Below are 15,822 nucleotides of genomic sequence, written 5' to 3'. Positions count from 1 at the left end.
TTCCTATGACGACATCCTCAGCGCGGACGCAAGATCATCCAAGGCAGAACGAGCAGGCTCAATGTCCGAGCCATTCGACATAAATGCAAAGGTCAAGACGCGACCTTGCTGGTTCATGACTGTTCCGACCAGTGCGGAGACTCCCTCAAGAGTCCCTGTTTTCGCACGAACCCATCCTGCTCCGGACCCCGATGATGAACCGGGGGTGAACCGGCCAGCGAGAGTTCCGTTACCGCCCGCGACGGGCAAACCGTCAAGAATGGGCCGAAGGTCATGACTTTCGCTATCTGCCGGGGAAGAACCAGAATCACCTTCACCGGCCACGGGGGATGCGGCTTTCACCATGATGCGGTCGAGAAGGCGTGGGGTAATGCGGTTATCTGGGCTCATTCCCGAATTGTCTTTGAGAACCACACTCTCGAGGGGGAAACCATGCTTCGAGAGGACTTGTTTAGTCGCGGACGTCGCGCCGTCGAATGTCAAGGGCTTGCCTTCTTTGTCCGCAATTTCTCGGCCGATCGCCTCGGCTTCCATATTGTCAGAATTGACGAGCATGTCGTGGATCCTGATATCTAACGGGGCCGATTCCACAGCACCGAGTTCGTCGTCTTCGGTATCCACAGATTTCGTGGACACGGACACTCCCTGGGTGTTGTCATCGCCGCCACCCGAGTTAGCAGCCTCATCATCGGTTTCGCCGGAGTCGCCGGCATTGTCAGCTCCGTCGGAACCGCCACCAGCGAGTCCTACAGCATTGGCTAGCGCTTGTCCGGCTACCAACGCCGGATTGTCGGTGCGCGGGGAATCGGCGTCGCTGGGGTCCTGGCGTCCCCCATTGAGCATGACAGAGTCCACAGAAGTCACGTTGCCCCCGGAAATATCCCCGCGACTCCACGTCGAATTAAAGGTATCGCCCTGTCCGGCGCGCGAATTATCAACCACCACACTTGTCACGGGCTGGCCACCCATGTTTTTCTTCACTTGGCTCGCCAGGTCCTGGATCGTGGGGGCGTTCGTGTAAAACGCATTGTCTTTCGAGGCAGCGAGCGTTACGTCACCGCCACCGACCAGCACGATCTGCCCCGGTTTCGTGCCACGTTTCACTACCGTGCGAACTTTGTCCTTCGGACCAAGAGTTAACAGTGCAGCAGCCGTCGTCATCATCTTTGTTGACGACGCTGGAACCATTGCAGTGGACGAATTCTTGTCCCACAACGTTTTCCCAGAGGATGCGTCGGTAACCTGGCCAGCCAACTGGCCCAAAGCACCATTAGAGGCCGGCCCCTGAAGGGCTTTCGTGATGTCGGGAATAGGGGCGTCCGCATTCGGCCCGGACACGGAGACGCCACTATCGGCCGGTCCTGCCGGGTCGGCGGAGGTGTATGCGTTGCGCTGCTGGTACATGACCACAGCCCCAACGATCACCGCCGCCACCACGATAATGGCGAGCACGGTGACGACAGAAGAGACAGCGGAACGTCGAAAAGAGCCAGTACGAACGGCTGTCGACCCACCAGAGTTCTTCTTACCTTTTTTCACGGTGGTGAGTTTAGCCGAGACCCCGGACACAACGCGGAACACTTCAACTTCCGGCCAGATGGTCGACGAAATTACGCTGGTTCTCCAGCGTGGCACCCCCGGTTGCGTGGCGGTTCAGTACAGTGGGTCTTATGAGTATTGAAGTCACGATCGAAATCCCGAAGGGATCACGCAACAAGTACGAAGTTGATCACGAAACGGGCAAGGTCTACCTGGATCGGTACCTTTTCACCCCTATGGCTTATCCTGCCGACTACGGCTTTATTGATCACACGCTCGGCGAAGATGGCGATCCACTCGACGCGCTGGTCATTCTTCCTGAGCCGGTATTCCCCGGCGTGATCGTTGAGGCCCGCCCGGTCGGTGTGTTCAAGATGACCGACGAAGCAGGCGGCGACGACAAGCTACTCTGCGTCATCGACGATGTCCGCTACGAGAAGTACCAAGACATCAACGACGTCGAAGATCACATTAAGGACGAGGTGGAGCACTTCTTCGTCCACTACAAGGATCTGGAACCGAATAAGGAAGTCAGTGGCTCTGGCTGGGGCGATAAAGCAGAAGCTGAGCGCATCCTGCAAGAAGCTAAGGACCGCTACGAGGACTAGCAGCGCCCTTGCGCACCGGGGGGATCACGTGGGGACTGCTAACGTGCAGAGCCAGCGGTGGGATCAATTCGGTTGCCAGTTTCTGGGTCGAAATAGTGGGTTCGTGTCGCACGAACAGTAATCACAGATCCGACGGCCACATCGGCAGCCGTAACCTGCCCGTTGTTGTGAACGACGTCCGACGTGACGAGGTCCTTCCCTCTCCCTGCGGCACTATCTCGCGGGAGGAGCACGGCGAGCGCGTCCCTGCCCGTCATGGGGTTGATGTGGACACCGCGATGGGACCCCGTTGTTTCGCCAGGTTGTCCACTTATTCCATTCGCTGTTCCAGTGGCGTCTGTCATGACCCCAGCTGCCTGGCTAACACGCGAATCATGGCGTCCTCGAGAAACCGTGGGGGTGCCATAGGCAAACGATTGCGCCCCGAGCTCCTCGATGTGCGTGACCGTAAGGTGGAGTAGAGGTGCGTCTCCTGGCACACCCGCATCCTGCACACGTTCCTCCCCCGTCGTCGTTGCCGCGTTGTCCCCCGATACGACCGATAGCACCTCCCAGTCCTCCGGACGCACACCCATAATTGGCCCACCATCAATCGTGAAGAGGCCCATCGTCGGCGATCCAATAAACGACGCCACAAACGTGTTTGCAGGATTCTGATAAACATCACGCGGCGAGTCGACCTGCTGCAACACGCCGTCTTTGAGTACAGCCACGCGGTCGCCCATGGTCATCGCTTCAACTTGGTCGTGCGTCACATATACGGTCGTCGTACGGAGCTTTTTCTGCAAAGAAAGAATCTGGGACCGCGTCGATACTCGAAGTTTCGCATCAAGGTTTGATAGCGGCTCATCCATGCAGAAAACCGCGGGGTCACGAACTATCGCCCGCCCCATCGCCACGCGTTGCCGCTGCCCACCCGACAAGGCTGCGGGTTTGCGGTCCAGCAGATCGGTAAGCTCCAGCATCGCCGCAGCCTCATGGACACGTCGTCGCGTTTCCTTCTTCCCCATCCCGCGGTTGCGGAGAGCAAAGCTCATATTCCCCTCAACCGTCATGTTGGGGTACAGGGCGTAATTCTGAAACACCATTGCCACATCGCGTTCGCGAGGAGGTACCCCCGTTGCATCCCTATTGCCAATAAAAATTGACCCCTGATCAGTAGGTTCCAGGCCCGCAAGCATTCGCAGACTCGTGGACTTGCCACAGCCGGAGGGTCCTACGACAACTAGAAATTCACCATCAGCGATATCTAAATTAAGATTATCCACGGCTTTGCGGTCACCGTAAATTCGAGAGACATTATTAAATCGTATCGACGCCATTCTTGTGCTCTTTCTTTCTGGAGTTACGTCTTATCAACAATTTCGCGTACGTCCCATCAGCAATGATGCGGTTGCCAGGGCGATGAATGGAGGTGATGGTTTGAAAAATCATCACGACGGCATTTTCGGTTTAATTTGCGTCTCATAAGCCCGGCTGATTTCTTTATCAACCTTTTTCATCGTGGAACGAATATCGGCATTATTCGTTAAGATCGATTCGAAAGCGCCTCCAATGACCTGGTCTGCACCAGGAACGAAAACACGGGCGGGATCTTGAATACGCGTATGCGGAAGCTGGTCGATAGCGGTCTGATAGTTAGGGTGGTCATCCAAAAATGTCTTCATCTCTGGATCGTCCGACGCATCTTTTCGTACCGGCATATACCCCACTTCTCTCGACCAGAAGCAGGTATTAACTGTGCTCGTTATGTAGTTAATAAACGTTGCCGCGTTTTTCTTCCTCTTATCGGAAATGATGGCCGGTATAGCTAATCCAGCCCCACCCGTCGGACACCCACCGGTCCCACGCGGATTGGGCAAGGCCGCCGTCCCCACAGGAAATGAGGCGTTGGATACAATCCCGTTCAGGTCTCCCGTCGACGCGATCACCGAGGCATATAAACCGGCTGAGAAATCATTGGCCAATGACTGAGAAATAGCAGCGTACCCATTATTCGACACGGTACGTTTGAGCCACTCTACCGCGGCGATCGTTTCATCGGAGGTGAAAGTAAAATCCCATTCCTTTGAGTACGCTCCGCCTTTTGTCCACAAAGGGCCTTCAAAGGTCCATGACAAATAATCGACGGCATTGCCCCACCCGTGACCTTTTTGTTGATCCGTCTGGAGTCGCGAACCCCATTCATCCATTTCATCCCACGATTCAGGCCCACGGTCGGGAAGCCCTGCTCTTTTCCACGCGTCTTTGTTGTAAAAGAACAACGGAGTCGAGCGTGCAAAGGGAAGCGCAAAATGCTTACCATTGAATGCATAGTCTTCATAAAGAGATGTCACGTATGTTGACGTATCCAGCCCCACTGCAGACGCCACATCTTCAATCGGCGTGATCTGCTCATTCAGCGCAAAGTTAAACCACCATACGTCCGAGAGCATGACGATATCGGGAACCGTTCTTCCCGTCAGAGCAGCGTTGAATTTTTGAGCACATTCTTCATAATTTTTCCCCGCATCAATGAGATTGACCGTGAGGTCTGGATGATCCTTTTCGAAACGGCGGATCAATTCTTGTTCAACGGGCTTTGACTGCCCCGGGTGCGACGACCACCACGTGATCGTGTTGTCGTCTTGGTGTGCCTGGCCTCCCGGGGAGAATCGTGTCCCCGCACACCCACTCAGCGCCGTTGCCGCCAACGCAGTTCCCGCTAGTCCTAAGAAAGAACGACGCGATATGCCCGCGCGCTGTGAATCTGACCGTTGTCCCCAATACGAAGATGTCATTAACCTTTCACCGCCCCCGTCGTTAAGCCTTTAATCATGTATTTCTGTAGGAAAATGAACAGGAGGACAATCGGAACCATGGTGAGCAGCGTTGCCGCCATCACGGGGCCCCAGTTCGTTACCCCATCTGAGTTTTGGAGTAGTGCCAGTCCGACAGGTAGCGGCGCAACCTTGTCCGTATCAGCCATAACATAGGGCCACAAGTATTGGTTCCACTCATTAACCACGGTGATCATGGCGAAAGCCACCAATGTGGGGCCTGATACCGGGAGAAGTACTCGAAAGAGCAATTGCATGGGTCCAGCGCCATCCATCCGTGCCGCCTCAATTAACTCTTTCGGCAGGCTCATGAAGTGGTTACGCATTAAGAACGTCCCAAATGCGATTCCAGCGAGAGGGATAATGATGCCTTGGAAAGTGTTTCTCCACCCCAGCCCAGCAACCAATGCATAGTTAGAAATCACAGTAATTTCACTAGGAACCATGAGGGCAGAGATGATAATGATGAAAACAAGGTTGCGCCCTGGGAATCGGAGAATAGCGAGTGCATACGCGCTCAGGACTCCCAGGGTGATTTTTATCGTGCACAGAATAACTGTGATGATGACCGAGTTTCGCAAGTAATGCCAAAAGGGCACCCGCTGTGTTGCTTCATCATAGTTTTGTGGATGCATCTGGTGGGGATACCACGTTACCGGGTTGGTGTAGATTTCTGGATGCGTTTTCAATGATCCACTGAGAGTCCAATATAAGGGCAACCCAATGAGTACAAGGATAAAAATCATTCCGGCATAGCCCACGGCTTTCTTTCCCATGTCACCTCTTCCTGTCTTGGTATAGCCAGATATCGAGCTCTTTACGACACTCACCGTCTTTATCTCCCGTTATCCATCTGCCGGTCCATATAACGAACCTGAACCAGAGTCAGGCACAACAGGATGAGAAAAAGGATCGTGGCGACGGTGGCTCCATACCCTGCCCTGAAATTCGTGAATGTTTCCTGGTAGACCTGGTACACCAACGTGGTGGTGCCTGTTGTTTGCGGGCCACCTCGAGTCATCACTGAAATAATGTCGAAGACCTGAACAGAGTTCAGCGTCACGGTGATAGATAAGAAAAAAGTGCTCGGACGCAACTGGGGAAGAATGACCTTCCATAATCGTGTCCAGGGCCCAGCACCATCAATTGCCGCTGCCTCATCAAGTTCTTTATTCACGCCCTGCAATGCGGCGAGATAAATGACGAATGTGTATCCCAGATTCTTCCAAATAAAGGTGAAGGTCACCATAAAAAGCGCCCATGCTGGCTCCGAGTAGAAGTTCGGCACAGGGACATGAAGCCGGCTGAGGATGTCCTGTATAAGTCCAAAGTGAGGATCGAAAATAAACTGAAAAGCAACCCCGATGGCAGCTCCAGATAAGGCAAAGGGAGCAAAAGCAATGGACCGGACAGCATTACGACCAAACAACTTTTGATCCAATATCAAGGCAAGAATAAGGCCCAAGGCCATGGAACCGATCACGGCAAAGCCGGTAAACACAAGGGTATTAAGAACAATGGTTCGGGTGTCGTCCCGAGTTAGCCATTCCTTATAGTTATCAAACCCCACAAATGTCGCCGACGGCGACGAAATATTCCACCGAAAGAATGATAAACGGATGTTGTCTATTAAAGGCCGATACGTAAACACGGTCAGCAGCAGGAGATTAGGAAAAAGTAGTGCTGCAGCTAGTAGCGCTTCCTTCCTTTGAGCCCGCTTGGTGTCTGGTGCGTGAACTGTTTGACTATCGAGCACCCGTGCAGACTAGCTCCCCTAACGAATATTCCAGTGACCACAGCGTAAACCGTCAAGAACGTTTAGGTGAACAAACGGAAAACTCCCACGCCCTTCCGTTTAGGGCAGGCTAGGTTTAAAATTTAAGTATGTTCTCTCGTTCACGCTCCCCACTGGTACTTATTGCCAGTTCCACAGCCCTCACCGCAGCTCTTGCAGTGGGTGTGCCAGCACTAACGGCACCGGCGCCCGCAACAGCGGCACCGAGTATCCCGGATAATCTCCCCGTTTTCCCTCAGGTTCAGGAGAATCCATCCATCACTGTCACCTTTGAAGATGGAACTCCCGCCGAAGGCGCAACCGTGCACCGCGGCGACGTTCTCCTGGTCCACGGTTCCGGGTTCTCCCCGCAGGCCAATAAGGGCGGCTTCCCACTTCCGGTACCTCCGGGAACGTCCAACGGCGTATTCGTTCTTTTCAGTGGGTTCCCCGATCAGTGGAAACCCAGTGAAAACGCCGATTCCTCTACCCGTAAGCACCCCCATGATCGGGTGGCGTGGGTCATGCCTAACGGGACGCTGGACGCAATCCCTCAGCAGCCGATTGACATGCACCGCTCAATCGCCCGCCAAGCCCAGCCAATGAATGACGACGGCACCTTCACCGCTCGACTCGTCGTCGATCCCCCTGAGCAGACACCCGGCACCAACTTCGGTGTGTACACCTACGCCGGTGGCGGATCCGTCAACCCCGCCGAGGAGCTCTACGTTCCTATTAACTACTCCCCCGAGCCAGGCCCGAACACCCCGCCAGCACCCACGGAGGATCTCGTCGTCAAGGCGAACGAACTTTTCACGGCGACGAAGCTGGCGCAGGGTGGCGTTAACCCCAAGGATGGGGCGGCCAAGCAGGACGAGGCCCAGACAGTGTCGTTCAGCCGTGATCGTGACGCCGAAGAAGCCGCTAACGATGGGATCCGTCGGTACAAAGGCTCCGTCACAGGGTCGGCACGCTTCAATGTTGTCGAGCTAACGGTCGCTAATCCGTGGATCATTACGCTGCCCAATGGCACCGAAATCCTGACTGCAGAGACATCAGACGGTAACGTGGGGCCAGACTCGTTGACTCGGCGTCCTATCGGTATCCTCTCACCCGCCAACGAGAATGGTGCGAAGACCTACGGCATCGGACCACTGCAGTACGGCGAGTTGACCGAGCAGCAGTAAGAGCCGTACGACAGGTACGCCGAGATCGACTGCCATCTACCCTATAAGGAGCTATATCTATGGAAAGCGTGACAGTCCACGACATTCCCGACGGAGCGCAATTTGTCGACGTCCGCGAGCCAGATGAATATGCTGACGGCCATGCCGCGGGTGCTATCAACATTCCGCTCAGCGAATTAATGGGTCGCTACCAAGAACTGGACTTCGATCAACCGGCGTACATTATCTGCCTCTCCGGAGGCCGGTCCACCAAGGCCTGCCAATTCCTAGAGCAAAACGGCCTCGACGTCATCAACGTTAAGGGTGGAACCCTAGCATGGCGCGAAGCTAATCTTCCTATGGAAACAGGTCCCGGCAACGACTAGATCCCAGCAGCTCTCATAAACCTCGGTTGATCTCTGCACACTCATCGAGTTGTGCTCGGCACCGGGGTTTTTCGTCGTTCATCATCTTCATTGCTGAAGATTGACGGTAAGCCTTCCTCGGCATCCGAGTTATTACTAGCGCAATTCCATTCGCAGGCGCTGGAGTCACTACGTTGTCGTAGTCAATTCGCAATGACGGAAGATGGTAACGGAGTCGTTTTTGTGGGAAATATCAATTGTTTTTAATACCCCACTTTCGGCTAAGATCAGCAATATGGCGAAGTCGAGCAAGAAAAAGAAATCTGGTCATAAGCCAGATAAATCAAACAAGGATGAGAACAAGGCTGTCCAAGGCGCAACCGACAGTGCCGAAACTGCACCTGCTACCCTCACCTCGGAAGTCGAAGACTCGCTTTTTTACCAGGTGTATCAACTGAACAAAATGTTCAGAGAAGTCGCCGATAACACCCTTAATGAATTCGAACTTTCGCAACGAGCATATTGGCTTCTCGAATGCGTCCGGCGAGACAAAGGCTATTCCCAAAGTGAGCTCGGAGAACTCCTCGGCGTTGACCGTTCTGACATGGTCCGCCTCATCGACTCATTAGAAGAAGACAACCTGCTCCAGCGTGTACGCTCGACAGAGGACCGTCGAAAACAACTTATTACGATTACGCCTGACGGTATTACTGTTCGACACAAAATTCGTCACGCACTGACCGACGCGGAGAATGATCTCCTCGACGAACTCAACGACAAGCAGAGCAACCGACTACGGAAATACACCAGCAAGCTGACCACGGGAGTGTCATTGTGAATTCGCGGAGAGTGTTGGGGGACCATTCGCTCGCTTCACAACCCCACACTCTCACCCGGATCTTTGCTGATCAGGCCGATGCCACACCCGATGCCCTCGCCATCGATACGGGCAACCAAGCCATCACATACTCTGACCTCACACAGCGGTACCGCGAGATTGCCGACGAGCTTCGTGCTGACGCCGGACGAGGCGACCGCGTCGGCATTGCCATCGCCGACCCTATCGATTACTACGCTGCCCTCCTTGCGACCATGTCTATCGGCGCAGCGTACGTCCCTGTTTCGACGACTTCCCTAAACCGCCGCCAGGGTAAAGATCAGGGCTCCACCACACCGTCCGCAGAAGACGCTGCCCACGATTCTCCTAGCTCACGGGACCCGATCATCCGCCGGTCGGCCGCTGAGGACAATGGCCGACACTCATCATCCCACATGCGCGGTGGAACAGTCCCTTATTCGGCTTTGACATCACGCCCACGTGCCATTCCTCGGTCACCCGAACCGGCCTCTGGATATTCCCTCGCCGAGGTGAGCGCTGGGCTTCGACTCACCGCCGCTGTCACAGAGTCGGGCGTTCAATCTCTGCGGCCCGCAACACGTCAGGCGCACAAGCCCTCCCCTTCAGACGCCGCCGCTGTGTTCTTCGGCCGCCGATCATTGGTGCTTCCCCATCGTTGTGCCACCGCGGGGATCAGCGCAGAGACCCGCCTATTTGTTCCCGACGATCCCATTAGCGAGGGCGACCGGATCGGCGCGATAGCACCACACACAGATCCACGCAGCGTCGAAGAAATGTGGCTGGCCTGGTCCACCGGCGCGTGTCTGGTACCTTACACGAATGATGCCACACACGAGGCTCCTGGCCCCACGGCCATTGATCACTGGATCGCAGACCGTAGCATCTCTGTCATTTCAACGACGCCCAGCGACGTGCTGTCCTGGCACACCGACCCCGCCGCGTTACGGCTCCTCATCTTGGGTGGCGAGCCCTGCCCTGCCGACATCACGCGCGTCATGGCCGGACGTGAGGTGTGGAATACGTACCGCACTGAAGCGACCGGGGTCACGTCGGCAGCCAAAATAACCCCGGAAACTCCCCTATCGCTAATGGGGCAGCCGCTCGCTGGATGGGAAGCAACCGTCATCGATGAAGTGGGACACCCAGTCGAGCCGGGGCGGGCCGGCGAACTTGTGATCAGCGGTGTTGGCCTGGCCCACTACTTCGATCTCATTCATGATGCGGAGACCTTCGCGCCCGTGTCCCAATTCGGGTGGAACCGCGCGTACAGGACTGGCGACCTCGTCACCGTCGGCGACGATGGGCTGCACTTTGTGAGGCATATCGACGAACAAACGCGCATCAGTGGGCATCGCGTGGATCTCATTCATGTCGATGCTGTTCTCCATGACCTTCCAGGTGCCGACGGCACCACGGCGGCGTTAACGACATCAACGCAGGGGCCGAAACTGCTGGGGTACGTCCAGAGCAGAAGCCTGACGGAAAAATCGGCGCGCACCTATCTTGCCCGGCGCGTACCCCGAGCGCTAATGCCTTCCATTCATGTTGTCAGTACACTCCCCCATCAGCCTGAGGCCTCTGATCAGCCGGCATCCTCAGGGAAGCGCATGTCACCTGAGGATCAGGCCCATCATGAGGACGCACAGTTGACCTCTGAACATCAGTCTCAGAACTCCAACCAAAGAGCCGACGACGCGTCGACGCCTGATACGTCGGACGCCACTACCGCAACGCCCCCGCGGGAGAGTGCCACTACTGCGGTTGTGCCGATGGCGCAGAGCTCGTCGTCGCAACGAAAAATGAGCTTCCGCGCCAAATGGCGGAAGCTCATGGCAACGATCGGTCGCTGGGTCAGGGGGAACTAATCACCGGGACTAGTCACCGATTTGGTCGCGGCCGCGCTTGACAATTTTCGGATCGGGCTGCCCGACAATGTCGTAGTCTTTATCAGTGTATTCAAACTTGGAGAGCAAATAGCGCATAGCGTTAATACGTGCGCGCTTCTTGTCATTGGATTTAATCGTGATCCACGGCGACTCATTCGTGTCTGTATAGCGGAACTGTTCTTCCTTAGCCCGCGTATAGTCATCCCACTTATCCAGGGATGCTAAGTCCATTGGTGATAGCTTCCATTGCCGCACGGGGTCCACCTGGCGGATAGCGAAGCGCGTGCGCTGTTCTTTCTGTGTGACCGAGAACCACAGCTTGGTCAAGCTAATTCCGGATCCCATAATCATGTTTTCCAGCATGGGAACCTCGCGCAGGAACTCCGCATGCTGCGATTCTGTACAAAATCCCATCACGCGCTCGACGCCGGACCTGTTGTACCACGAGCGGTCGAAGAACACGATCTCGCCGGCTGCGGGATAGTGCTCGATGTAGCGCTGGAAATACCATGACGTCGATTCACGTGGCGATGGCTTTTCCAAAGCGACGGTACGCGCACCACGAGGATTTAGGTGCTCATTGAATCGCTTGATCGTGCCACCCTTACCTGCGGCGTCACGCCCTTCGAAGAGAATGATGTGCTTCTGCCCCGTATCCTTCGTCCAGTTCTGCCATTTCAGCAACTCGATCTGGAGGGCACGCTTAATATGCTCGTATTCCTTACGAGTCATGCGTTCGTCGTAGGGGTAATTTTCACGCCATGTATCTACACGATGCCCATCGGGGGTAATAAGTACGGGGTCATCTTCATCGGAGTCATCGACGATATAGCCTTCGGTATCGGCAAGGTCGACGACGTGGAACTCCTCATCGTTTGAGGTTTTTCCCTCCTTAGCACCGTCCTCAGCGCTAGTGGTGTCCTTTTTCCGATCGTCTTCATCAGCCATATCCAAAGTCTATGACGAACGGGCGTTCAACCGGACATCAACTAAGCAGGTCGGGGGGTTTATATGGGGGTTATCTCCCCCACACCACCGTGATCCTCACGAATCCTCACGGTGACACGAGGACGATACGAAAAACGAAACAGACTGTTCCGAGTTCGGAACAGTCTGTCAGTGTTTAACCGACCTTAGGGTCATTGACCACACGGTCAGAAGACTAGCGGGCCAATAACTCGGCCTTTAGGTGGTTCTAATTAGAATCCACCCATGCCGGCCATCTCATCGGCACCCGGTGCAGCTGGCGCAGCAGGCTCGGGCTTGTCCGCGACGACGGCCTCCGTGGTCAAGAACAGGGAGGCGATGGAGGATGCGTTCTGCAGTGCGGAACGTGTCACCTTCACCGGATCGTTAATGCCTGCATCCATCAGGTTGACGTATTCGCCCGTGGCTGCATTCAAACCGAAGCCTTCGTCGAGGTTAGCAACCTTGTCGGCCACGACGCCGGGCTCGAAGCCAGCGTTGATAGCGATCTGCTTCAACGGAGCCTCCAGGGCGGCACGGAGGATGCGAACACCGATGGCTTCGTCGCCAGAGAATCCGAGGTCATCATCCAACACGGAGGATGCCTGCAGCAGTGCGGATCCACCACCAGCAACGATGCCTTCCTCAGCAGCGGCCTTAGCGTTACGCACGGCGTCCTCAATGCGGTGCTTACGCTCCTTCAACTCAACCTCGGTTGCGGCACCCACCTTCAGGACAGCGACGCCACCAGCCAGCTTGGCCAAGCGCTCCTGAAGCTTTTCGCGGTCGTAGTCCGAGTCAGAGTTCTCGATCTCTGCACGGATCTGCTTGACGCGGCCTTCAATTTGGTCGGAGGAGCCAGCGCCCTCAACGATGGTGGTCTCGTCCTTCGTGACGACGACCTTGCGGGCACGCCCCAGCATCGGGAGGTCTGCGTTCTCCAGGGTGAGCCCAACTTCTTCGGAAATAACCTGGCCACCGGTCAGAATCGCGATGTCCTGCAGCTGAGCCTTCCGACGGTCACCGAAGCCCGGAGCCTTAACAGCAACCGACTTGAAGGTTCCACGAATCTTGTTAACAACCAGGGTGGACAGAGCCTCGCCCTCAACGTCCTCAGCGACGATCAGCAACGGCTTCCCGGACTGCATGACCTTTTCAAGCAGCGGGAGAAGGTCCTTCACATTACCGATCTTGGAGGACACGAGCAGAATGTACGGATCCTCAAGAACGGCTTCCTGGCGCTCCATGTCGGTGGCGAAGTAACCGGAAATGTAGCCCTTGTCGAAGCGCATGCCTTCGGTGACTTCGAGGTCAACGCCAAAGGTGTTGGACTCTTCGACGGTGATAACGCCGTCTTTGTTGAGTTTTCCGTCGCCCACCTTGTACATGGCCTTGGCGATCAGTTCACCAATGGTCTGGTCGGCGGCAGAGATGCCAGCAGTTGCGGCGATTTCTTCCTCAGTTTCGATGTCCTTAGCGGAGTCCAGCAGCTGCTTGGTCACGGCCTTAGTAGCAGCCTGGATACCACGCTTGATGCCCATCGGGTTAGATCCCGCGGCAACGTTGCGCAGGCCCTCACGGACCAGCGACTGCGCCAGAACGGTTGCTGTCGTGGTACCGTCGCCGGCAACGTCGTCGGTCTTCTTCGCAACCTCTTTAACGAGCTCCGCACCGATCTTCTCGTACGGATCCTCAAGTTCGATTTCGCGGGCGATAGTCACACCATCATTGGTGATCGTGGGAGCGCCCCACTTCTTCTCTAGGACGACGTTACGACCTTTTGGCCCCAACGTCACCTTGACTGCATCAGCAAGGGTATTGAGTCCCTTTTCCAATCCGCGGCGAGCTTCCTCGTCGAAAGCAATGATCTTGGCCATGAGGCTTTCCGATCCTCCGTTTATGTTGACGACACACGATCCGGCAGCGGCGCCCGCGACGGCACGAGAAATATGTGTCTTCTATTTCTCTCACCACAGCCGGTGAACATTTGTTGTAAATCTCTGGCACTCACAGTCCCGGAGTGCTAACTCTTGTTTAGCAGTCTCGGGCTTAGAGTGCAAGGTTTCTGGTTGAACGGGTTGAAATGGTGCGCCACGATTCATACCGACGCTAACCGCGTGATTACATACCACGTGATCACATACCGCGTGATTACATACCGCGTGGGCACCACACCGACACTGCCCCTCCACTCGATGACGCTACTCTAGGGAACATGACTCACGACGCTGCAGACAGCAAAGACACAAACTCGACGGATACGGCGGGCATCTATTCCCCCGAGGAAGCCACCCGCTACGTCACCTCACGGATGGACGACGTTCGCTCGTGGTTAACCGAGCTCGTGGGCTGCGCTTCTGTCCACGACTTCGCCGGCCTCGAGGAGGAAACAACCCGCGCCGCTAACTGGGTGGTCGACGCGTTTACAGCCGCCGGCATCCCCGTCGAAAAGTACCAAACTGCCGACGGTTCCACCGCCGTGATTGGCTTGCGCCAACCCAGCGAGGGTATGCCGACCGTCATGCTGTACTCGCATTATGACGTCCAGCCGGCCACCGATACCGACGCCTGGGATTCCGATCCGTGGACGCTCACCGAACGCAATGGGCGGTGGTACGGGCGCGGCACTGCGGATTGCAAAGGTAATGTCGTGATGCACCTCGCCGCTCTTCATGGGCTCAAAGCGTGGGAGGAACTGCACCCCGAGGCACCGAAGCTCGGCATCCGCGTTGTTGTTGAAGGGTCCGAAGAACGTGGCGGTGCCGGATTAGACGCACTATTAGAGGAGCGCCCCGAGCTTTTCTCTGCCGACGACATCCTGATCGCCGATTCCGGTTCCGATCGTGTTGGTGAACCCGCGCTGTGCACGTCGTTACGCGGTAGTGCAGGAGTAAAAGTCACCTTGCACACACTGGAAGGGCCAGTTCACTCGGGGCAATTCGGCGGAGCTGCGCCCGATGCTCTTCTGGCGATGATCCACCTTCTCGGCACACTGCACGATGACAATGGGTTGCTCACTGTCAATGGTTTGGATACCTCAGGTCACTGGGATGGTAACCAAGCCGACCCCAAGAACTTCCGTAAGGACGCGTCTGTCCTGGATGGTGTCGAACTTTATGGGGCCGCGGGCACCACACGAGGCGACGGCCCCAGCGTCACTGACCTCACCGTCGCACAACCGGCAATCACGGTCACGGCTCTGGACGCGGTTCCTACCAAAGACGTCATCAATGCCGTGCCGGCGAGCTGTGCTGCTATGTTGAACCTGCGCGTCCCCTCAACCATGGACCCCGTTGAGGCTCAAGACAAACTCGTCAAGCACCTGGAAGACCACGTTCCGTGGGGCGCCCACATCACCATCGAGCGCGAGTCAATTGGCGAGCCGTTCCGCGCCGATACCTCGGGACCACTTCACGCCACTCTTGGCCAAGCCATGAGCGACGCCTTCCGCACGGACGTCGTGTATAACGCCTCTGGCGGATCGATCCCGCTCTGCGCGGGCCTTCTCAAGGCCAATCCCAACGCTGAGCTCGCACTCTTCGGCGTCGAGGAACCCGAAGCGCGGATCCACAGCGCTAATGAATCAGTCGACCCCTCCGAGATCAAGCACTTCGCTATCGCGGAATTGCTCTTCCTCGCGCGGTTCGGAAGGGACTAACTGCGCCCCTTTCACTACCCCCGCTGTGACCCCCTCAAGCAGATATTCCATAGTGTGAGAATCTGCATGTTCAGGGGGTATTTTCATGCACTACCTCTCTAGTCACAGCTCACGCGCCACATCGTTTTACCCCCGATTCACCACCGCCTATCCGAACCATGTTGCGTGGGTCACACGACGCC

General features: G+C 56.0%; 12 protein-coding genes and 1 pseudogene. 6 read left to right on the top strand and 7 right to left on the bottom strand.

Annotation, left to right across the window (positions count from 1 at the left end; genetic code table 11):
- Positions 1-3: 3 nt before the first annotated feature.
- Positions 4-1,635 (bottom strand): D-alanyl-D-alanine carboxypeptidase/D-alanyl-D-alanine endopeptidase, encoded by a 1,632-nt coding sequence (gene dacB, locus I6J23_RS05740; protein ID WP_239454838.1) that lies wholly within the window; start codon positions 1,633-1,635, stop codon positions 4-6.
- Positions 1,636-1,670: 35 nt separating this feature from the next.
- Between dacB and I6J23_RS05735 the strand changes: the two genes are divergently transcribed.
- A complete protein-coding gene (locus I6J23_RS05735; protein WP_204581264.1) occupies positions 1,671-2,147 on the top strand; it encodes an inorganic diphosphatase in 477 nt (158 codons plus the stop codon).
- Between the two features lie 380 nt (positions 2,148-2,527).
- Here I6J23_RS05735 and I6J23_RS05730 read toward each other — a convergent pair.
- The 4 genes and pseudogenes from I6J23_RS05730 to I6J23_RS05715 form a co-directional block, all read right to left on the bottom strand.
- A pseudogene (locus tag I6J23_RS05730) lies at positions 2,528-3,469 on the bottom strand (ABC transporter ATP-binding protein); the annotation flags it as partial.
- 111 nt (positions 3,470-3,580) lie between these two features.
- Entirely contained in the window at positions 3,581-4,927 is a 1,347-nt protein-coding gene (locus I6J23_RS05725; RefSeq protein ID WP_204581262.1) for an ABC transporter substrate-binding protein, read from the bottom strand.
- Positions 4,927-5,742 (bottom strand): carbohydrate ABC transporter permease, encoded by an 816-nt coding sequence (locus tag I6J23_RS05720; protein ID WP_204581261.1) that lies wholly within the window; start codon positions 5,740-5,742, stop codon positions 4,927-4,929. Before I6J23_RS05720 ends, I6J23_RS05725 begins: the two co-directional genes overlap by 1 nt.
- Positions 5,743-5,801: 59 nt before the next feature.
- A complete protein-coding gene (locus tag I6J23_RS05715; RefSeq protein ID WP_204581260.1) occupies positions 5,802-6,722 on the bottom strand; it encodes a carbohydrate ABC transporter permease in 921 nt (306 codons plus the stop codon).
- Between the two features lie 128 nt (positions 6,723-6,850).
- On the opposite strand from I6J23_RS05715, the gene I6J23_RS05710 reads away from it, so the two are divergent.
- From I6J23_RS05710 to I6J23_RS05695, 4 genes are all read left to right on the top strand, one after another.
- Entirely contained in the window at positions 6,851-7,927 is a 1,077-nt protein-coding gene (locus I6J23_RS05710) for an HtaA protein (RefSeq protein WP_204581259.1), read from the top strand.
- A gap of 59 nt (positions 7,928-7,986) precedes the next feature.
- Positions 7,987-8,292: a rhodanese-like domain-containing protein gene (locus I6J23_RS05705; RefSeq protein WP_204581258.1), complete on the top strand. Its 306-nt coding sequence runs from the start codon at positions 7,987-7,989 to the stop codon at positions 8,290-8,292.
- A 274-nt stretch (positions 8,293-8,566) separates the two neighbouring features.
- Positions 8,567-9,109, top strand: coding sequence for a MarR family winged helix-turn-helix transcriptional regulator (locus I6J23_RS05700; RefSeq protein WP_239454837.1), 543 nt, complete (start codon positions 8,567-8,569; stop codon positions 9,107-9,109).
- Positions 9,106-10,995, top strand: a complete 1,890-nt coding sequence (locus I6J23_RS05695) for an AMP-binding protein (RefSeq protein ID WP_204581257.1) — start codon at positions 9,106-9,108, stop codon at positions 10,993-10,995. Before I6J23_RS05700 ends, I6J23_RS05695 begins: the two co-directional genes overlap by 4 nt.
- A 9-nt stretch (positions 10,996-11,004) precedes the next feature.
- Here I6J23_RS05695 and ppk2 read toward each other — a convergent pair whose 3' ends face one another.
- Together ppk2 and groL are read right to left on the bottom strand one after the other, a co-directional pair.
- Complete coding sequence (ppk2, locus tag I6J23_RS05690; RefSeq protein WP_239454836.1) at positions 11,005-11,964, bottom strand: polyphosphate kinase 2; 960 nt, start codon at positions 11,962-11,964, stop codon at positions 11,005-11,007.
- A 251-nt stretch (positions 11,965-12,215) separates the two neighbouring features.
- A complete protein-coding gene (gene groL, locus I6J23_RS05685; RefSeq protein ID WP_204581256.1) occupies positions 12,216-13,859 on the bottom strand; it encodes a chaperonin GroEL in 1,644 nt (547 codons plus the stop codon).
- Between the two features lie 338 nt (positions 13,860-14,197).
- On the opposite strand from groL, the gene I6J23_RS05680 reads away from it, so the two are divergent.
- Positions 14,198-15,640, top strand: a complete 1,443-nt coding sequence (locus I6J23_RS05680) for a dipeptidase (protein ID WP_239454835.1) — start codon at positions 14,198-14,200, stop codon at positions 15,638-15,640.
- Positions 15,641-15,822 lie beyond the last annotated feature (182 nt).

Origin of the sequence: Corynebacterium kroppenstedtii (assembly GCF_016894245.1) — a bacterium.
Lineage (GTDB): Bacteria > Actinomycetota > Actinomycetes > Mycobacteriales > Mycobacteriaceae > Corynebacterium.
Note: the sequence above shows the minus strand (reverse complement) of the source record. Positions and strands in the feature narration are given on the sequence as shown.

Bases quoted from the DNA above. Each gene is read 5' to 3' on its own strand.
- I6J23_RS05735 (WP_204581264.1), top strand. From the start codon at position 1,671: ATGAGTATTGAAGTCACGATCGAAATCCCGAAGGGATCACGCAACAAG.
- I6J23_RS05725 (WP_204581262.1), bottom strand. From the start codon at position 4,927: ATGACATCTTCGTATTGGGGACAACGGTCAGATTCACAGCGCGCGGGC.
- I6J23_RS05720 (WP_204581261.1), bottom strand. From the start codon at position 5,742: ATGGGAAAGAAAGCCGTGGGCTATGCCGGAATGATTTTTATCCTTGTA.
- I6J23_RS05710 (WP_204581259.1), top strand. From the start codon at position 6,851: ATGTTCTCTCGTTCACGCTCCCCACTGGTACTTATTGCCAGTTCCACA.
- I6J23_RS05705 (WP_204581258.1), top strand. From the start codon at position 7,987: ATGGAAAGCGTGACAGTCCACGACATTCCCGACGGAGCGCAATTTGTC.
- I6J23_RS05700 (WP_239454837.1), top strand. From the start codon at position 8,567: ATGGCGAAGTCGAGCAAGAAAAAGAAATCTGGTCATAAGCCAGATAAA.
- ppk2 (WP_239454836.1), bottom strand. From the start codon at position 11,964: ATGGCTGATGAAGACGATCGGAAAAAGGACACCACTAGCGCTGAGGAC.
- groL (WP_204581256.1), bottom strand. From the start codon at position 13,859: ATGGCCAAGATCATTGCTTTCGACGAGGAAGCTCGCCGCGGATTGGAA.
- I6J23_RS05680 (WP_239454835.1), top strand. From the start codon at position 14,198: ATGACTCACGACGCTGCAGACAGCAAAGACACAAACTCGACGGATACG.